The following is a 19,259-nucleotide window of genomic DNA, read 5'->3' on the forward strand; positions in this document are numbered from 1 at the left end:
TAGAGTAGTTAATAAAATAACCTAGTGGCTGTTACGTTAGGTCGTTAAGCTTTAGGCGATTGGATCACCCAAGGCTGCGAAAACCAAAAATAATCACCAGGGCTTGAAATTGAAGGGGCTGTACAATTAAAACGAGAACGCCCTTTATTAAGCACTTTTGGCGAGGTTATTTCGACTGTATTTTTATTTATCCATTTTAATTCTGCTTGGCCTACGCTTGATACGTAACAAGCAAATTGGCTTTTATGGAAATCACTCATATTAAATTCAATTGTGAGCGTGGGTGGATTTTGCTGTGTAACGCTATCTTGATAAGTTAAATTGGTGATATTAAACGCGCGTGAGTTAAGCTTAGTAATAAGAGTCTCTAGTTTGCTGTAAAAGCCTGATGCAGGAAAACGCGGTAAGCGACTAAAATTAGAATCTTTATTTACAGCCCCTGAGTGCTGACCAATCCCCACAAAACCAAGCTCTGTTACAAGTGCTTGCAACTCATTGTTAAACTCACCATACGGATATGCTAAGTATTTATAATCATGGCCTATTTCTTCTTTTATACGCTTTTGAGAGCTAAGGATATCTTGCTTAATACGTGATTGCCATTGTGCATCGGTTTCGTTTTCAAGCTTAAGGTGTAAGTAATCATGTTGTCCGCTATGATTGGCTATTAATGCCCCTTTTTTAGATAATTCTTTGAGCTTATCCCACCCCATTACGTAACTCATGCCTTCGTCTATTAATTTAGGATTTACAAAGATAGTGTACGGGTAGCCAAACTTTTCTAAAATAGGTGCAGCTTGTTCATAGTTATTGTTATAACCATCATCAAAGGTGATGGCGACTGTTTTATCAGGTAAGGTTTCACCTTGCTGAAGTGCGCTTATTAACTCATTAAGAGGAATAACGTTAAAGTTGTGCTCTTTTAAATAGCTTAAATGTTTAGTAAATGTGTTTGCGCTAACGCTAGTTACAGCGGGTAGGGTTTCACTAACATGATGATACTGTAAAATAACGGCTGCTTGAGCCCGCACAGATATACTAATGAGGATAAATAATACTAAATGAAACAATTTTTTATACATAATAAGGCACACCATAAAAGCTTGCTGTTGTTAGCGGGTCCGATGATACTATCAAATATCACAGTGCCGTTGTTAGGAATTGTTGATACTGCTGTAATTGGGCACTTAGGAAGCGCTCATTACTTGGCGGGTATTGCCCTTGGCTCTGCAGTTATCTCTATTTTGTTTTGGCTTGCTGGTTTTTTAAGAATGAGCACCACGGGACTCGTGGCACAAGCATACGGAAAAAACGATTTAACCCAACTTGCCGCTTTACTTAAACGAAGCCTATTGCTGGCAAGCGCAGTGGCTGTGCTATTAATTGTATTATCCCCATTAATAAAACACGCTATTGCTTACCTCTCCGCTGCTAACAGCGACGTACTTACCCAAGCGTATCAGTATTTTAGCATTCGTATTTTTAGTGCTCCAGCAGCATTGTGTAATTTAGTGTTATTGGGTTGGATGCTTGGTGTGCATTATGGTCGAGGTCCATTTTATTTATTACTCGTCACTAATATCGTTAATATAGTGCTCGATATTTATTTTGTTGTTTATTTAGATTGGGCCGTTGCAGGCGCTGCGTGGGCTTCACTGATTGCTGATTATACGGCGTTAGTATTTGCACTTTTTTTAGTGGTTAAACTAGCTAAAAAACAAGGTATTGAGCTAGATGCACCGAATTGGTTGAGCATTAGCAAAATGACTGAATTATTGAGTTTGAATAGAGATATATTTATTCGCTCTTTAATACTGCAATTATGCTTTAGCTTTATGACATTTTACGCAGCGCGTATAGGTGAAACTACACTCGCCGCTAATGCTGTTTTACTTAACTTTTTAATGTTGGTGAGCTTTGCTCTTGATGGCGTTGCTTACGCGTCCGAGGCAAAAGTAGGGCAAGCTAAAGGCCAAGGAAGCGTTAAAAATATAGAGCTTTGGGTTAAAATAAGCGTATTTTGGGGTATGCTTTTTGGCGTGTTATATAGCGCTTTTTTTGCATTGTTTGGCAGCGGTATAATCAAGCTTTTAACTAATGTGCCAGAGGTTATTCAAGAGGCAACACACTATTTACCGTGGCTAATAGCATTGCCAATTTTAGCCATGAGCTGCTTTTTGTTTGACGGTATTTTTGTTGGACTCACACGAGCAAAGGACATGCGTAATAGCATGATACTTTCAGCTGGAGTGGGGTTTTTTGGTGTGTTTTGGGTGTTTATAGACTGGCAAAATAACGGGTTATGGTTGGCTATGAGCTGTTTTATGTTAATGCGCGGTGTTACGTTAATAATTAAATATTACCACTTAAAAATAAATAATCAGCTATTAGATTAAATAAATGAATGGTTTATTTCCAGAGATCGGGGTCGTGGTGTTTAGGGCTCATATCTTTTAAAACTTGTGAAAAACGATTAGCAAAAATACCGCAGTAGCCCCATCCGGCAAAAAATAATGCGGGGACTAAAATTATAACGCCAATTATTTGCAAGCTGTAGTGAGTGTAATACCCAATAGATATGAATATCACGGCTAGCACAAACAGTGCTAAGCCGCGAAAAAAGCGCTTTAAGCTCAGCTTAGGATTGCTCCCTAAGCGATAAATAAGCTGCTTTAACATATTTATCAGGCCTAATAGTAAGAGTGATCGCCCGCTTCGTGCTCTGTAATATCAGCAACACCGGTGATTTCTTCAAACTTAGCTATCATTTCTTTTTCAATGCCTTCTTTTAGCGTTACATCGATCATAGAACAACCGTTACAACCACCACCAAACTGAAGTATCGCTATACCTGCAGCTGTAATTTCAACAAGGCTTACTTGACCACCGTGGTTAGCAAGTTGTGGATTTACTTCGGTTTCTAGCATGTGCTGTACACGCTCGTTTAACGATGCATCGTCACCTATTTTACGTGCTTTAGCATTAGGTGCTTTTAGCGTTAACTGAGTTCCCATTTTGTCGGTAACAAAATCGATTTCAGCTTCTTCTAAAAATGGAGCACTTTCTGCATCTACAACGGCATCAAAACCGTTAAAGTTTAGGCGAATATCGCTCGCTTCTACAGCGTCTTCTGGACAATAAGACACACCACATTCCGCTTGTGATGAACCAGGGTTTACAACAAACACACGAATATTGGTTTGTTGTGATTGATCTGCTAATAGTTTAGCAAAATGCGCTTGCGCTGTTTCGGAAATAGAAATCATAAAACCATCTATACTTGACTAAATTACTCGGATACTGCGTATCATACTCCGCTCATCGTGTTGCGGCTAGTGTTGAGCGTAAAAAGTTGGCATCTATTTTAAGCAATGGTAGCGTGCAAACAACGAACATTTTTTGAGTGATTTATATGCGTTTGGTATTAACAATAATGGTGGCAATGCTTAGCTTTTCAAGTGTAGCAAAACCGCTTTCGTATTATTTTGAACAAGATGTAACATTTGACCCCGCTATTCCAACACCTGAGCAAGTGCTTGGCTACGAAGTAGGAGAGTGGCATGTAAGGCACGATCAGCTCGTGCGTTACATGGAAATATTGGCTGATAAAAGCGATCGTATAAATTTTGAAGTAATTGGTCGCACGCATGAACAGCGCCCACTTGTAATGCTAACGATTACTGCACCGCAAAAGCTTAAAAATATAGAGCAAATTCGAGAGTCTCATTTAGCTCGATTAAGTAATAACAATGGCACTAAAACTGACTCTGCAAAACAGCCTGCAGTTGTATGGATGGGATACAGTGTGCATGGTAATGAATCATCAGGCAGTAACTCATCGTTGCTGGTGGCATATTACTTAGCCGCCGCACAAGGTGCTGAAATAGATGAATTATTAAATAACACGGTTATTTTACTCGACCCTTCACTTAATCCAGATGGACTTGCTCGTTTTGCTAATTGGGCGAACAGTAATCGGGGCATGAACTTATCAAGCGATCCTAAAACGCGTGAACATGTTGAAAATTGGCCAAGTAGCCGTACTAACCATTACTGGTTTGATTTAAATCGCGACTGGTTATTGCTGCAGCACCCAGAATCGCGTGCGCGTATTGCCAAATTTCATCAGTGGAAACCTAATGTTTTAACCGATTTTCATGAAATGGGACCTAACAGCAGTTACTTTTTTCAGCCTGGTATTGCGAGCCGTAAGCACCCAATAACACCAGATGAAAATGTAACATTAACCAAAGCTATTGCTAACTATCATGCAAAAACATTAGATGAAAACAACGCTCTTTATTTTACCGAAGAAAGCTTTGACGACTTTTATTACGGTAAAGGTTCAACTTATCCTGATGTGAATGGTGGTGTAGGAATTTTATTTGAACAAGCAAGCTCTCGCGGGCATGTGCAAGAAACCATAAACGGTACACTTACTTTTCCTTTTACTATTAAAAACCAGTTATTAACGAGCTTATCAACCTTTAAAGCAGCTGTTGACAATCGAACTGCGTTACTTGACTACCAAGCTAAGTTTTATAATCAGGCGGCTGATTTAGCCAGTGATGAAAGCTTTGAAGGTTATGTTGTTGAGGGCGAAAAAGATAACTCGCGTATTAAATACTTTTTAGAGTTGTTAAAGCAACATCAAATTGATGCTTTCCCACTGACTAAATCACTTAAAGCGAATGGTAAAAGCTTTACAACTAATAGCTATTTTGTGCCCTTAGCACAACCGCAATATCGTTTGGTAAAAGCTATTTTTAGTGAGCAAAAAAACTTTGCTGATAATACCTTTTACGATGTGTCTGGATGGACATTAGCGCATGCGTTTAATCTACCTTTTGCCAAAGTAAAAAGCAGCTGGGGTTTAGAGGTGGCAAATGCATCATGGCAAAAAGCAGTTAAACCTTCTTTTGCTAAACTTGAGCAAGGTTATGCTTTTGGTTTTTCGTGGGATGACTACCTAGCACCTAAAATGTTAAACAGCCTTTTAAAGCAAGGTGTTAAAGCGCGGGTAGCATTAAGTCCATTAACAGCTAAAACAAACTCAGGCGAAGTGAACTTTGATGCTGGCAGTATTATTGTCCCAGCTGGCTTACAAACAACTAACGATTGGGTAGATATACTAAATAAAGCACAAAATGAATTTGGAATTGCGATTAAGCCAATAACTACCGGCCTTACAAGTAAAGGTGCTGATTTAGGGTCTCGTACAATGGCCGTTGTTAGCGAGCCAAAAGTGTTATTAATAGGCGGTAAAGGCGTAAGCCAGTATGAAGCAGGAGAAGTATGGTATTACCTCGACCGCTTTGTAGGCGTTGCACCAACAATTGTTGAAATGGAGCGTTTAGGCTCTATTGAACTCAGTAATTACAGTCATATAGTACTTGCTCATGGTAACTACAATAGCCTATCGGATGCTGACAAAGTGGCAATCAAAGGTTGGGTAAGAAAAGGTGGCGTTATTTGGGGCCATAAAGGCGGCGCTAAATTTTTAGCTGATCAGCAATTACTCAAAGCAAGTTATCTATCACGCCAAGATGTAGCAAGTGTATTTAAAACCAAAGGGTTAAGTTACGCCGATAAAGATCATTTAGCGGGGCGTCAGCGCATTGCCGGGGCTATTTTTAATACTAATGTAGATTTGACTCATCCGCTTACGTTTTCACTTAAGCGCAATACATTGCCCGTATTCAAAAACAGTACTTGGTTACTTGAAACTTCAGATGCACCGTTTGTAAATATACTTACCTACACTAAAAACCCATTATTGGCAGGCTTTACCGATGCCGTTAATGTTGAGCAGGTTGCTGGCGGCGCTGGCTTAATTGCTCACTCATATGGACGAGGTACAGTGATAGGCATGACCGACGACCCTGTATTTAGAGGTTACTGGTATGGGACTAGTCGACTACTAAGCAACGCTTTATTTTTTGGTCATACGTTTCGTGCAAATGGCGAATAATACTTTTTAATAATTAAATAGGCGTTAAGCAAGTTGTAAAAGCCCACACTTGTTTAGCGCCTGCTTGTTTTAGTGCACTAGTAGCTGCGTTTAATGTTGCCCCTGTCGTCATCACATCATCAATAATAGCGACGGTTTTTCCGCTCATATCCTCTGTACAAATAAAGGCATTTTTTAAATTTTTAACTCGCTTGGTTTTTGAAAGTGCAGATTGCGCTTGGGTTTTTTTATTGCGTATAAGACTACTATTTAAAGGTGCGAATTGAGACAAAAGAGGCTGCCATACTTGGCTTACCTGATTAAAACCGCGTGTTACGAACCGGCTTTTATGAAGAGGTAAAATAATAAAAACATTTGGTAAAACGGGACTTTGCTCAAAAAACTGCGCTAACTGCTTTTTAATAGTTTGCTGTAATGCTTTTTTATAATGGATTTGGTTATTAAATTTTAGCCGTTTAAGCCAATGCTCAAAGGGCGGTTGATAAAAAGCGCAGGAAAATAACTTATCAAACTCGCAATTAGGAAACATCTCAACAATATCGGGCCGATGGAGCAAGTTATTATGCTTACTAAAATCAAATAACGGTAAATCTTCAAGGCAATAATCACATAACCCTAAATTGGCCGTAATCGGGCTTTGACATTGCACGCAATAAGAGGGAAATAACCAATTTAAAACGGCTTGTTTCATTGATTCACTCCGTGCATTACAACCACCTATTTAAACGTTATGATAAGCCTAAGTTTGGTAAAGGTTAGGCAAATATGCAAAATGAGTTAGTGTTATTACATGGTTGGGGAATGAATCAGGGTGTATGGCAATTAGTACAGCCAGAACTTGAGTCTTTATATTCAGGAAATGTACGTAGCCTTGACCTACCGGGATTTGGTAATAGCCTTGTTTGCCCAAGCCCTTATACTTTGCATGATGCAGCAGTAATTTTAAGTGAGCAGCTAAAGCCTCAGTCTATTTTAATGGGATGGTCGTTAGGTGGTTTATTTGCACTTTATATTGCAAAACATTGGCCCGAAAAAGTATCAAAAGTTATTTTAATTGCATCGACTCCTTTTTTTGCGGAGGCAGGTAATTGGCCTGGAATAAAACCGAATGTATTGACGCAGTTTAAAGAGCAATTAGTTAATCATCGAGAAAAAACCATAGATCGCTTTTTAGCTATTCAAGCAATGGGTAGCGAATCGGCGCGTGATGATATAAAGCAACTTAAACAATTATTAAACCAATATAGTGCGCCAAAAAGCGAAGCATTAAGTGCTGGCTTAGATATTTTACAAAATGACGACCTTCGTGACTTATTTGCACATTGCCCAGTACCTATTAAAGGCGTATTTGGCCGACTAGATGCGTTAGTGCCTTATAAAGCAATTTCAAAAATGTCAGCACTAAATACTGAGTTTGAATACGAAGTGCTAGATAAAGCGTCGCATGCGCCATTTATTTCTCATAAAAGTGAGTTTTTATCTGTCGTTAAATCAATGCTTTAAAATAGAGCTAATAATAGCGCGGTTTAAAGCTTTATTTTGAGTATAACCTGAGCGATAATTAAACAATGTTTATTTGATGGAGATTTTAATATGCCAATCGGATCTGTATTTAATAGTGGTGTAGAAGGGTTTAATCGCGCTAGCCAAGGTATTGAAAAAGCCAGTGCTGAGATTAACCGTGCCAGTATAGAGCAGCAAGACGACGCGCAATTAGCGCAGCAACGTCAGCTTAGCGCAGCACGCCCAGAAGAAGCCATTACTGCACCTGTAGCACAACCAGCTCGTGTTGATGAAGCACTTGTTAATTTGAAAGTTGAAGAATTTAACGCTAAGGCAAACACGCAATCAATTCAAACGGCCGATGATGTACTTGGCACGTTAATCGATATTAAAGTTTAGTATAATGAATATTGTCATGCCATTTCCGTCTATCAATATAAACACAGCAAATGTTTATACGGAAACCGCACGGCGTGACAACCAGCTACGAGAAGTTATTCCTGCTCCTGCTTCAAGCAGTGCGAGCAATACTGAAACCAAAGCGCAAAGCGATGCTGAAAAAGCAAAATTACCAGGCAGTAGCGATGCTGCGACTTATAACGCAACGGGAAAAATAGCAGACGAAAAGTCAGTTCAGCAGCGCGATGGAAACTCAGAAAATCCTGAGGGCTCTGAGGAAGAAAGTGAAGCAATCGAGAAAAAAGAATCTGAGCAAGAAGAGCTGCAATTAGAACAAGAACAACAGCAAATTAAAGAACTTAAAGCCCGCGATACGGAAGTACGTGTGCACGAGCAAGCTCATGCTGCTGTTGGCGGGCAACATGCAGGATCGCCTAGTTATGGTTATGAACGCGGTCCGGACGGCACCAACTATGCTGTAAGTGGTGAGGTACAAATTGATGTATCTGAAGTCCCCAATGATCCGCAAGCCACTATCGATAAAATGCAAACCGTACGTGCTGCCGCATTAGCGCCTGCAGAGCCATCGGGAGCGGATAGATCAATAGCAGCTGATGCAACACAAAAAATGGCAGCTGCCCAAGCCGAACTTGCGATGCCAGAAGAAGAGCAAAGCGAAGAAGATGAGCAAAGTAATAAGCTTTCAGCCAGCGAAAACAGCATTGCAGAATCAGAAAACGACACCAATACAGAGCAATCTCGCGATGCCGATGTGGAAGCTCGATCTGGGCGTATTGCTAATTTTTATCAAATGACGAGTTCACCACAAAGCGAAAGTGGCTTTTCGGCGTATGGTTAATAATTTAGTAAAATGAACACAAAAAAACCGCTTACGCGGTTTTTTTAGTTTTGGTTAAAGTTTATTTTTTCGTTTTAGCGTTAGCGAACGCATCGGCAAATGCATTACCCATTAACGCGTTACCGTTGTCACGTTTAGGCTTTGCAGCGCGAGATTGTGAGTTATTAGTACGTGTTTGTGCTTTTTGCGCCGCAGGGGCTGCTGACTTATTACTTGTATCAATATCGTCATCTAAACGCATAGTAAAGCTTATGCGTTTACGTGCTGCGTCTACTTCAACTACTTTCACTTTTACAATATCGCCCGCTTTTACTACTTCGCGTGGGTCTGATATAAATTTATTAGTGATTGCTGAAATATGCACTAAGCCATCTTGGTGAACACCTACATCAACAAATGCACCAAAGTTAGCAACGTTTGAAACCACGCCTTCTAAGATCATACCTGGTTTTAAGTCGCTAATTTTTTCAACACCCGCTTTAAACTCAGCAGTTTTAAATTCAGGACGCGGATCGCGACCTGGTTTATCAAGCTCAGTAATAATGTCGGTAACGGTTGGCAAACCAAATTTATCATCAATATAATCGTTAGCAGCAAGTTTAGTTAAAAAGTCACTGTTACCAATTAAGCTACTTACATCTACGCTGTTACGTTCACAAATACGTTTAACAATAGGGTAGGCTTCAGGATGAACAGATGAATTATCTAGCGGATCGCTACCATTGTTGATACGTAAAAACCCAGCGGCTTGTTCAAAAGCTTTTGGCCCTAAACGCTCAACCTTTTTAAGCTCACTACGCTTGGTAAATACGCCATTAGTATCTCGGTAATTAACGATATTTTGCGCTAATGTTTTGTTTAAACCAGACACGCGGGTAAGTAGCGGTACTGATGCCATGTTCAAATCGACGCCAACTGAGTTTACACAATCTTCAACGACTGAAATAAGGCTTTGGCCTAATTGGCTTTGCGATACATCGTGTTGATATTGGCCAACACCAATTGATTTCGGCTCAATTTTAACTAGTTCAGCAAGTGGATCTTGAAGGCGGCGCGCGATAGATACAGCACCACGAATAGAAACGTCTAAATCAGGAAATTCATTCGCGGCAAATTCAGACGCTGAGTAAACTGATGCACCCGCTTCGCTCACCATTATTTTATTAAGTTTTAGCTCGGTATTGGCTTTCATAAGTTCAGCAACTAACTTATCAGATTCGCGAGATGCTGTACCGTTACCAATCGCAATAAGCTCTACTTTATGCTGGCGACAAAGTTGCTCTAATGTACGCAACGATTTATCCCAGTGGTTTTGTGGTGCATGAGGGAAAATAGTTTGTGTCGCTAGCAATTTACCTGTGCTATCAACAACGGCAATTTTACAGCCTGTACGTAAACCAGGATCGAGGCCAAGTGTAGTACGAGGGCCAGCAGGTGCTGCCATTAATAAATCTTTCAAGTTTTTAGCAAATACATCAATGGCGCCAGTTTCTGCTTTTTCGCGCATTGCTGCAAAAAATTCATTCTCTAGGTGCAGGCCTAATTTAATTTTCCACGCCCATTGCACAACATTTAATAACCAAGGGCTTGCCGCTTTATATTTAATATCTAAACGATAATGATCGGCAATCATTTGAGCACACAGTTGTGCTGAATTTTCAGAGCTTGGCTCAGGGTTAACATTTAACTGAAGTACGCCCTCATTTCGGGCTCTAAGCATTGCAAGAGCACGGTGAGAAGGGACTTTTTTAAGAAGCTCTTGATGCTCAAAGTAATCGCGATATTTTGCACCTGTTTGTTCTTGGCCTTTAATCACTGTACTTTCAATAGCACCATTTTGACTAATATGACTTCTAAATTTAGCGAGTAATTTAGCGTCTTCTGCAAAGCGCTCCATTAAAATAAATTTAGCGCCTTCAAGTACCGCCTTTACATCTGCAAAGCCTTTTTCGGCATCTACAAATTGCGCTGCTTGTTGCTCTGGGTCAAGATTCGCATCTTTAAATAGTGCATCGGCCAGTGGCTCTAAACCTGCTTCAATTGCTATTTGGCCTTTAGTACGGCGTTTAGCTTTATAAGGTAGGTATAAATCTTCGAGTTCAGTTTTACTTTGTGCATTGGCAATATCGGCACTTAGTTCAGCAGTTAACTTTTTCTGAGATTCGATAGTCGATAAAATAAAACTACGGCGTTCTTCAAGCTCTCGTAAGTAAGATAAGCGCTGTTCTAAAAGGCGTAATTGAGTGTCGTCTAAACCACCTGTAATTTCTTTTCGGTAGCGGGCAATAAAAGGAACAGTTGCGCCTTCATCAAGTAACTTTGTTGCAGCAACAACTTGTTGCTGCTGTGCGTTTAGTTCTATGGCTAAACGTGCAGAGATATCGCTCATGCAAAAACCTTTTTATACAATAAAATAAGACCAGAAGCGTGTTTCTGGCGTAGTTAATTGCTTGAATAATATCACAGGAGGTAGTAATGAAAAGCTCTTAAAGCAAGCTATTTTACTTGCTTTAAGATGGTTGGGTAGGGAGTAAATTAATTCAGCTAAAAGAGCGCCCTAGTGAGGGTGCTCTATGTTTTCTAATACTTCACTGAAAGAGTGAGCAATAGGCGAAATATTTATAGGGATATGCAATGTTTTAGCTATTTGACGTGCTGAAATTAAACCGCAAATTTCGTTGCTTGCCGTCGTTACTAATAAGAACATTGTACCCTGATGCTCCATTGTTTGTAGCGCGTCACCAATGCATGCGTAGCTCAAGCTTTGCATGCTCACACCCATAATTTTACTAATAGGTGTCATGATATGGCGTAAGCTTACTTCGCCTCTTGGCGTATTTAAGCGCTCGGCAATAATAGTTATTTTAGAGCTTTGTAAATCAGCGCTAGAAACAAGACCAATCAATTTTTGGTGCTCGTCAGTTACTAAAACAAAGTCTGATTGTTTTGCGCTTACTTGTTTAAGTGCTTCAGTTATTGTTGTTTCGTGCTGAGCGCGAATAGGTGTTGTTTGCGTAAAGTTGTTTACCATTTTTAATGCAGGAGATGCTAAATCAATTAATGGTTGATCATCTGCAAATGTGCTTGCAATAACGCCGTGAGATACATTTTGAGTACGTAATTCTTTAAAGTTAGACATAATAGTCACCTTACTAGTTATAAAATTTAATTAAATTGTAAAATAATGAATTAAATTAAATAGCTAGGTGGTCCACGTTGGTACGCAGTGCTAAAAGGTCTGTTTAAATTAGTGCTCTTGTAAAAAGAGTGTACGGCATTAGGGAGTGGTTGAAGCGCCCCAAGGGTAATCGTATTAGCATGAGAATCGACGTCAAAGTCGAGATTCGCTTGGTCAGGAGTATCGCAAGCAATAAAGTGATTAGATATTTTAGCGTTATCAAGGTTTACCTGCGTGGTATGGGCGTGCAGCGTCAAGCTCACACTCATTAAAAGTGCAAACAATACGGCATTACTTAATATGCGCTGTACTACGTTTGACATAACCACGACCTTAAAAAGACCTTAAAAATTTCAAAAAGACCTTAAAAATTTCAAGTTAAAAATAACCTGCTTAACTACCTTATATCCTACTCAAATAGATTACACAATGAAAAGTTAATGTGATCTGAATCAATGTTTTTATTTGTAGGTACTGATATAGGAATTATTTTTGATATTCAATAGTATTTATATACCACTGCTTTTTACCTTGAGGGGTAAGTACTTCAAAATCGTCATCTACTTGTTTTTTAATCAACGCGCGCGCCATCGGCGAATCTATTGATATATAGTCTTTACGCTCATAAATTTCATCCGGGCCTACAATTTTAAATTTTTTGATATCACCTTCATCATTTTCTATTTCTACCCATGCGCCAAAAAATACTTTCCCATCTTGAACGGGAGAGTAGTCGATGATTTTTAAATCAGGAATACGCTTTCGCAAGTACCGTACCCGGCGGTCTATTTGGCGTAATAAGCGCTTATTATACTGATAGTCAGCGTTTTCAGAGCGGTCTCCGAGGCTGGCTGCCCAGCTCACTATTTTGGTTACTTCGGGGCGCTTAACATTCCACAAGTGGTCGTGTTCTTGTTGTAACTGCAAGTAACCTTCGCGGGTAACTAAATTTGTTTTCATGGTGAATTCTTTATTAATTCTAATGGTGTGCACGTTATTAAATTTGCCAAAACTTGTCGAGTGTAAAATTTAATAAAGTATGCGCAAGTAAGCTTTGAAATGTTCAGTAACAATCTAAGCAGGTAATTAATTTTTGATTATTAAGTTTTTCATTTATATTAACTAGTAATTGGATATAAAAATAAGAAAGAGATAATGGGACACGAAACCACAAAAGTATTAGTTGTAGATGACGATATGCGCTTACGCAGTTTGCTTGAACGTTACTTAGTAGAGCAAGGTTTTATTGTTAGAACCGCAGGTAATTCGGATCAAATGGATAGACTCCTAGAGCGTGAAAACTTTCACTTAATGGTTCTTGATTTAATGCTCCCAGGCGAAGATGGTTTATCGATTTGCCGCCGTTTACGCCAAAAAGAAAACGAAATCCCTATTGTAATGCTTACCGCTAAAGGCGACGAAGTAGACCGTATTATTGGCCTTGAGCTTGGCGCTGATGACTACATTCCTAAACCTTTTAATCCTCGTGAATTGCTTGCGCGTATTAAAGCAATTTTACGTCGCCGCGCAAAAGAAGTGCCAGGTGCTCCCGCTGCTGAGGAAAACTTAATTGCTTTTGGTAAATTTACGCTTAATTTGGCAACGCGAGAAATGAGTGAAGGAGATAAAACAATTTCACTTACCAGTGGTGAGTTTGCAGTACTTAAAGCGCTGGTTTCGCATCCGCGTGAGCCACTTAGCCGCGATAAGCTAATGAACCTAGCGCGTGGTCGTGATTACAGTGCGCTTGAACGAAGTATTGACGTGCAAGTGTCGCGACTTCGCCGCATGATTGAAGTAGATGCGGCCAATCCGCGTTATATTCAAACCGTTTGGGGTTTGGGCTATGTGTTTGTTCCCGACGGTGAAAAGTAATATTTATGGGTTTTTTTCCGCGTAGTGCGTTTGGGCAAACTGTATTTTTAGTGGCAGCTTTGCTGCTGATCAATCAAATAGTGTCGTATGTTACGGTTAGTTTTTACGTTGTAAAGCCAACTATTGAGCAAGTTAATTTAATGCTCGCTAAACAAATTAAAACGGTATTTATTGATTGGGAAGACGGCGTTGAAATAAACGACGAAGTATCTGCAAAGTTTTTTGAAATCACTGGCATCGAGGTAATGACGCAGCGCGAAGCAATGCGCCAAGGACTTGGGCAAAGCCGCGAATATTCTATGCTATCGCGTAGCATGACTGAGCAACTTGGTGGTTATTCTCGTGTACGTATTAGTCAAACAGATCCGTTAATCTATTGGGTTGAAGCACCTCAAGCGCCTGGTTATTGGGTAAAAGTACCGCTTAAAGGTTTTAAAGAGAATAACTTAGAGTTTTTGACTTTTTACTTATCAAGTATTGGATTTTTGAGTGTGCTGGGTGGATGGTTGTTTGCAAGGCACCTCAATAGGCCTTTAAAAGCTTTGCAACAAGCCGCAGTAAAAGTAGGCAAAGGCGACTTTTCTACCAAGTTAGAAGAAGAAGGCTCTACAGAAGTAATAGAAGTAACGCGCGCGTTTAACCAAATGTCGCGCGGAATTGCCGCACTTGAAAACGACCGCCGTTTACTAATGGCTGGTGTGTCTCATGATTTACGCACGCCGCTTACTCGCATCCGTTTAGCTACCGAAATGATGGTTGATGAGGACGACTATCTTCGTGAAGGTATTATTTACGATATAGAAGATATGAACGGGATTATCGATCAGTTTATTGAGTATTTACGCCACCATAAAACAGATGAGCTAAGCTGCGAAGATATAAATGCTTTAGTTGCCGAAGTTGTTAATTCTGAGCTTCAGCATCAACGTACTATTACGTTTAAAAGTAATCCAAATATAGGAAATATACCGTTAAGCTCTGTGGCTATTAAGCGTGTGATTACCAATATGATTGGTAATGCACTGCGTTATTCTGAGGGCGATATTGAAGTACTTAGCTATTTTAATTCAAACAAAAAATACGTGGTTATTGCTGTAAACGACAGTGGCCCCGGCATTCCTGAAAATGAATTAGAGTCTGTGTTTGAGCCATTTAAACAAGGCGATGCGGCGCGTGGCAGTGAAGGTAGCGGCTTAGGCCTTGCTATTATTAAGCGCATTGTTGATATGCACGACGGTAAAGTAAAACTAGAAAACCGCCCAGAAGGCGGTTTAAGTGCACAAGTATATTTGCCAATAAAGGTATCAACCCCTGCATAGTAAATACAGGGGTTTTATTATATTAAAGTGCTTTAAAACGAATAGCGGTGCCGCCACTGGTGGCTAGCTTAAGCGTTAGTTTATCGTTTGTAGTTACAATACGTTTTTCGATAACTAGATCGTACGGATTGTTTTTCCACTCTGCGCTTTTACCATCCTTATAAATTTGTGCTTCAAACTTTTTGCCTTGCTCTAAAAAGTCGAGTTTCACCTCAATAGTACGAGCCTTTTCGTCAGTAACAGCACCTAGGTACCAATCGTTTCCTGAGTATTTAGCACTTTTACGCTCTTTGCGAGCAAATACAATAAAGTCGCCTACTTCACCATCAAGAGCCACACTTTGTTGCCAATCTGTTGGTACGTCTTGAATAAATTGAAATGCGTCGGGCTTCTCTAAGTAATTTTTAGGCAGATCAGCAGCCATTTGAATTGGGCTATACAACACAACATAAAGTGCGAGTTGTTTGGCAAGTGTGGTTTGTGGGCGGTTTGTATCGCCTCCTAAACCATTAAAGCTCATATCAAAAATACCTGGCGTAAAGTCCATTGGTCCTGCAAGCATGCGGGTAAAAGCAAGCATTGGTACATGCTCTGGTGGGTTAGGTGGTGAACCCCATGCATTGTATTCTTGTCCGCGTGCACCTTCGCGCGCAATCCAGTTTGGATAAGTACGGCGCAGGCCTGTATCTTTAATTGGCTCGTGAGTATTAATGCTAATTTTATGTTTAGCTGCAAGTTTTACATTATAAAGGTATTCGTTAACCATAAACTGGCCGTCATGCCACTCGTGGCGAGCAATGCCGCTTTCGTCTATACGCTTTATATTACCGCCATCGGCTACATAACCTGTTTTTACTTGGCTTACGTTTGATTTTTCGTAAAGGGCAAAGGCATCTTCCATTTGGTCACGGTAGTTGCTTACATTGCCTGATGTTTCATGGTGGCCAATGAGCTGTACGCCTTTTTCTTTGCCGTATTGAGCAAGCGCTGCTATATCAAAGTCGTCGTACGGTTTGGTAAAGTTAAATACATCGCCATTAAAGTACCAATCGCCATCCCAGCCAATATTCCAGCCTTCAACGAGTACGCCATCAAACCCATATTGTGCTGCAAAATCCATGTAGTATTTTGTGGTTTGTGTAGTGGCGCCGTGTTTTTTACCGCTGCCCCATGTTTGCGTGTTTATATGCATACCCCACCAAATACCGACGTATTTACCAGGTTTAACCCACGACACATCACCCAACTTATTAGGCTCGTTTAGATTTAGTATTATGTCTGAATTAACTAACCCAACAGCGCTGTCGGCTATTTGAATGGTGCGCCATGGTGTTTTAAAAGCACCTTGTTTTTTAACGGCAACACCATCTGACCACGGAGTTAAATCGGCGGTAAACGTACCAGGACGACGCTGATTAAGCACCATACCTGCGTAATCAACAAGGGCAGCTTCATGAATACTAATGTGAGTACCGTCACTTGTTTTAAACGTAAATGGTGTGTGAGCTAGTGGAGCTTCGTTAAGTGGGGTAGTGTTATACACATATTCGTAGCGGTTCCAGCCTCGAGCAGGTATCCACCATGCGGTAGCATCTTGACTATTGTTTATTGCAAATTCAGTTAACTCTTTAGTTATTTCTGTATGTTCGAAGCCGGTTTGTTGTGGCACTTCGTATCTAAAACCTACGCCACTATCAAATGCTTTAAATCGAATGGTGTAGGTGCCTTTATTTGGCTCATTTTTTGTAAAGGTAACGGCTAATTCGTTATATTCGTCAACAACGTTTTGGCGTTCACCCCAGGGTTGTTGCCACTGCGAGTTAACGCTTTGTTGTTCAATGCTTTTAATTTTAAAACCATCGCTAAAGGCTGCTTGTGTTTTAAATTCAAAGCCAAGTAAGGACTTATTAATAACTGCTTTATTTTTAAATTTAATTGAATAACTTGGCGTGGTGCTTTCGTCAGAAATAATGACTGTTATTTTTGTGTCTGGCGATTTTAGCTCTACGGTTTGTCCGTAGCTATTACTAGCAAAGGCTAAAAGCACAAGTGCTGGTATTCTCATGGTGTGTCCTTAGATGAGTCGGTGGTGACATTTAAGGATAATGACTGTTGGTGATTAATACGACTGCTTACATACGTATTCAATGTTTTAAAAAATAGAAAGAATTTAATGGCTTAATCGGTCTATAATGTAAACAAATTGATAATGACGGTCAGAAAAATGATAAAAAGCTTACTTTGTGTATTTTTACTAAGTGTTAGTACTGGAGTTTTTGCAGTAAATATTACAATTAAAAATGCTAATAATGACCAGTTACCCAACGCTGTTGTATGGCTAACTGCAGGAGACTCTTCTAGTGTTATTCCTCCTGAAGCACCTTATGCTATGAGCCAGCAAAATCGAGAATTTAAGCCACGTATTTTAGTTGTACCAAAAAATGCAAAAGTAGAGTTTCCGAATGCGGACTCTATCATGCACCATGTTTATTCATTTTCTAAAGCCAAAACGTTCGAATTAAAGCTATATAAAGAGCATCCTAAAGCGCCCATTACTTTTGACCAAACGGGTGTGGTTGAGCTTGGCTGTAACATTCACGACTGGATGCTAGGTTATATTGTGGTGGTAGATAGTACTATTTTTGCTATTACTGATGAAAACGGGAGTGTTGATTTAAGCGCTAATGCAGGCGAATACACGTTAAGTGTTTGGCATTCTGGATTTAGTGATATTAGTAAGGTTGAATCTCAAACTATTACTGTGGCTACTAACCCGATCACTTATAAAGTAAAGCAGGAAATTGCGGAGCAAATTGACTTTGCTACGGATGAATTTGATGACTATTAATAGCTTAATGAGGCTGGTGCTTGTCTCCGGTGCTTTATGTTTTAGTAATGTATTGTACGCACAAGTAAAAGGCTTAATACAGGTCAGAACAGTGCAAGGCGACGATACGCTTAGCTTCCAAGAGGGCGGTATCGGGCTTTATCGGCATGATACTAAAAGCGATGAACTTATTTTATCCCAAGGTATTTTAGACTTTAATATTGATTTGGCATCTAGTTGGTCGGCTCATGGTGTGCTAAATGCGAATCAGGATCCTGACGTTGGCTTAGGTTTTACGCAAGCCTATGTAAAGTATCAGCCGCTTTCTAACAGTAACTATAAATGGCATGTGCGCGTAGGGGGATTTTATCCACTTATGTCGCTTGAAAACCCTGACATAGGCTGGACTTCTCCTTATAACTATACAAACTCAGCTATTAATAGCTGGATAGGTGAGGAAGTGCGTACTGTTGGTGCTGAAGTAACTATTAAGCGCCCAGCAAAACGTTTTAACAGCAGACATAGCTTTAGCTTTGTAGGTGCGACATTTAAAGGCAATGACCCTGCAGGTACTTTACTTGCGTGGCGTGGTTTTGCATTACACGATAGGCAAACTACATTTAACGAAAGCGTGCAATTTTTGCCTGTAGCGGCATTAAACGAATACGAATTACGCTGGCAAGCTAATCAGGTTTTACCGTTTGAAGAGGTAGACGGGCGCTTTGGCTATTACGCCGGTATACATTGGGATTATTTGAAAAAATCACAATTTAGAATTTACTACTATGATAACAACGGCGATCCAGCGGCGGTTAATTATAGTTCAGGGCAGTATGCTTGGGATACTCGCTTTACGAGCGCCGCTTGGCTTTATAAATTTAACAGTAAAACACGTTTTATTGCACAGGTGCTCAATGGCAAAACCGAAATGGGCGCTAATGCTTTAATAGATAATGCCTTTTACAGTCATTATTTAATGCTAAGCCATAAAGAAGGTAAGCATCGAGTTTCGGTACGTTATGATTATTTTAAAGTGACAGATAACGACACCACTGCATTTGATCCTAATGCAAGCAATGGCGAAGGTTTAACCGCAACATGGAGATACCAGCTTACTAATAAATTACAAATTGGGGTTGAAGGTTCAGCAGTTAAAAGTGTTGCAAAAAACAGAGTGCCAATTGGATTTAATGAACGAATCTCGCAGCAGCAAGTAATGCTAAATGCGCAATGGCGTTTTTAAAAGTATAAAAAAGGGAGCATTTACATGCTCCCTTTTTAGTTTAATAAAATTGGTATAGATTATACCAACCTGCATAAATCTTTGA

General features: G+C 39.9%; 18 protein-coding genes. 9 read left to right on the forward strand and 9 right to left on the reverse strand.

Translation table 11 applies throughout. From position 1 onward, the window contains the following. Positions 1–44 precede the first annotated feature (44 nt). The gene (locus PX700_RS17335) at positions 45–1,082 is read right to left on the reverse strand and encodes a polysaccharide deacetylase family protein (protein ID WP_479521415.1); all 1,038 of its coding nucleotides are present in this window, start codon (positions 1,080–1,082) and stop codon (positions 45–47) included. A gap of 42 nt (positions 1,083–1,124) precedes the next feature. Here PX700_RS17335 and PX700_RS17340 point away from each other — a divergent pair, with 42 nt between their 5' ends. Further along, positions 1,125–2,396 (forward strand): MATE family efflux transporter, encoded by a 1,272-nt coding sequence (locus PX700_RS17340; RefSeq protein WP_479521416.1) that lies wholly within the window; start codon positions 1,125–1,127, stop codon positions 2,394–2,396. A 13-nt stretch (positions 2,397–2,409) separates the two neighbouring features. On the opposite strand, the gene PX700_RS17345 is transcribed toward PX700_RS17340, so the two are convergent. Then, complete coding sequence (locus PX700_RS17345; RefSeq protein WP_479521417.1) at positions 2,410–2,679, reverse strand: hypothetical protein; 270 nt, start codon at positions 2,677–2,679, stop codon at positions 2,410–2,412. Positions 2,680–2,690: 11 nt separating this feature from the next. Beyond that, the gene (gene nfuA / locus PX700_RS17350) at positions 2,691–3,266 is read right to left on the reverse strand and encodes a Fe-S biogenesis protein NfuA (RefSeq protein WP_002959571.1); all 576 of its coding nucleotides are present in this window, start codon (positions 3,264–3,266) and stop codon (positions 2,691–2,693) included. Between the two features lie 146 nt (positions 3,267–3,412). Here nfuA and PX700_RS17355 point away from each other — a divergent pair, with 146 nt between their 5' ends. Further along, a complete protein-coding gene (locus tag PX700_RS17355; protein WP_479521418.1) occupies positions 3,413–5,971 on the forward strand; it encodes a M14 family zinc carboxypeptidase in 2,559 nt (852 codons plus the stop codon). A gap of 13 nt (positions 5,972–5,984) precedes the next feature. On the opposite strand, the gene PX700_RS17360 is transcribed toward PX700_RS17355, so the two are convergent. Beyond that, on the reverse strand, positions 5,985–6,662 hold the full coding sequence (locus tag PX700_RS17360; protein WP_479521419.1) for a ComF family protein: 678 nt from the start codon (positions 6,660–6,662) through the stop codon (positions 5,985–5,987). A gap of 74 nt (positions 6,663–6,736) precedes the next feature. Here PX700_RS17360 and bioH point away from each other — a divergent pair, with 74 nt between their 5' ends. From bioH to PX700_RS17375, 3 genes are all read left to right on the forward strand, one after another. Then, positions 6,737–7,474, forward strand: a complete 738-nt coding sequence (gene bioH / locus PX700_RS17365) for a pimeloyl-ACP methyl ester esterase BioH (RefSeq protein WP_479521420.1) — start codon at positions 6,737–6,739, stop codon at positions 7,472–7,474. A gap of 90 nt (positions 7,475–7,564) precedes the next feature. Continuing rightward, positions 7,565–7,873 (forward strand): hypothetical protein, encoded by a 309-nt coding sequence (locus tag PX700_RS17370; RefSeq protein ID WP_149594701.1) that lies wholly within the window; start codon positions 7,565–7,567, stop codon positions 7,871–7,873. 4 nt (positions 7,874–7,877) lie between these two features. After that, positions 7,878–8,732, forward strand: a complete 855-nt coding sequence (locus PX700_RS17375) for a putative metalloprotease CJM1_0395 family protein (protein ID WP_479521421.1) — start codon at positions 7,878–7,880, stop codon at positions 8,730–8,732. Positions 8,733–8,793: 61 nt separating this feature from the next. Here PX700_RS17375 and PX700_RS17380 read toward each other — a convergent pair whose 3' ends face one another. The 4 genes from PX700_RS17380 to greB all read right to left on the reverse strand — a co-directional run bounded on the left by PX700_RS17380 (position 8,794) and on the right by greB (position 12,870). After that, complete coding sequence (locus tag PX700_RS17380) at positions 8,794–11,121, reverse strand: Tex family protein (protein WP_479521422.1); 2,328 nt, start codon at positions 11,119–11,121, stop codon at positions 8,794–8,796. Positions 11,122–11,289: 168 nt separating this feature from the next. Next, positions 11,290–11,871 (reverse strand): CBS domain-containing protein, encoded by a 582-nt coding sequence (locus tag PX700_RS17385; protein ID WP_479521423.1) that lies wholly within the window; start codon positions 11,869–11,871, stop codon positions 11,290–11,292. A 50-nt stretch (positions 11,872–11,921) separates the two neighbouring features. After that, positions 11,922–12,233: a hypothetical protein gene (locus tag PX700_RS17390; protein ID WP_166420602.1), complete on the reverse strand. Its 312-nt coding sequence runs from the start codon at positions 12,231–12,233 to the stop codon at positions 11,922–11,924. A 163-nt stretch (positions 12,234–12,396) separates the two neighbouring features. Beyond that, positions 12,397–12,870 carry a transcription elongation factor GreB gene (gene greB / locus PX700_RS17395; protein ID WP_415638519.1) on the reverse strand — a complete coding sequence of 158 codons (474 nt, stop codon included), beginning with the start codon at positions 12,868–12,870 and terminating at the stop codon, positions 12,397–12,399. 195 nt (positions 12,871–13,065) lie between these two features. Here greB and ompR point away from each other — a divergent pair, with 195 nt between their 5' ends. Together ompR and envZ are read left to right on the forward strand one after the other, a co-directional pair. After that, positions 13,066–13,785, forward strand: coding sequence for an osmolarity response regulator transcription factor OmpR (ompR, locus tag PX700_RS17400; RefSeq protein ID WP_415638518.1), 720 nt, complete (start codon positions 13,066–13,068; stop codon positions 13,783–13,785). Positions 13,786–13,790: 5 nt separating this feature from the next. Next, positions 13,791–15,104, forward strand: coding sequence for a two-component system sensor histidine kinase EnvZ (gene envZ / locus PX700_RS17405; protein WP_197142449.1), 1,314 nt, complete (start codon positions 13,791–13,793; stop codon positions 15,102–15,104). Between the two features lie 22 nt (positions 15,105–15,126). Here the strand turns inward: envZ and PX700_RS17410 are convergent, their stop codons facing one another. Next, the gene (locus PX700_RS17410; protein ID WP_479521424.1) at positions 15,127–17,169 is read right to left on the reverse strand and encodes a glycoside hydrolase family 97 protein; all 2,043 of its coding nucleotides are present in this window, start codon (positions 17,167–17,169) and stop codon (positions 15,127–15,129) included. Between the two features lie 159 nt (positions 17,170–17,328). Here PX700_RS17410 and PX700_RS17415 point away from each other — a divergent pair, with 159 nt between their 5' ends. Both PX700_RS17415 and PX700_RS17420 read left to right on the forward strand, forming a co-directional pair. Further along, the gene (locus PX700_RS17415) at positions 17,329–17,952 is read left to right on the forward strand and encodes a cupredoxin domain-containing protein (protein WP_479521425.1); all 624 of its coding nucleotides are present in this window, start codon (positions 17,329–17,331) and stop codon (positions 17,950–17,952) included. After that, entirely contained in the window at positions 17,942–19,174 is a 1,233-nt protein-coding gene (locus PX700_RS17420) for a hypothetical protein (RefSeq protein WP_479521426.1), read from the forward strand. The genes PX700_RS17415 and PX700_RS17420 overlap by 11 nt, the downstream gene beginning before the upstream one ends. The last annotated feature ends 85 nt before the right edge of the window (positions 19,175–19,259 follow it).

This window comes from Pseudoalteromonas sp. TP27, assembly GCF_056470645.1.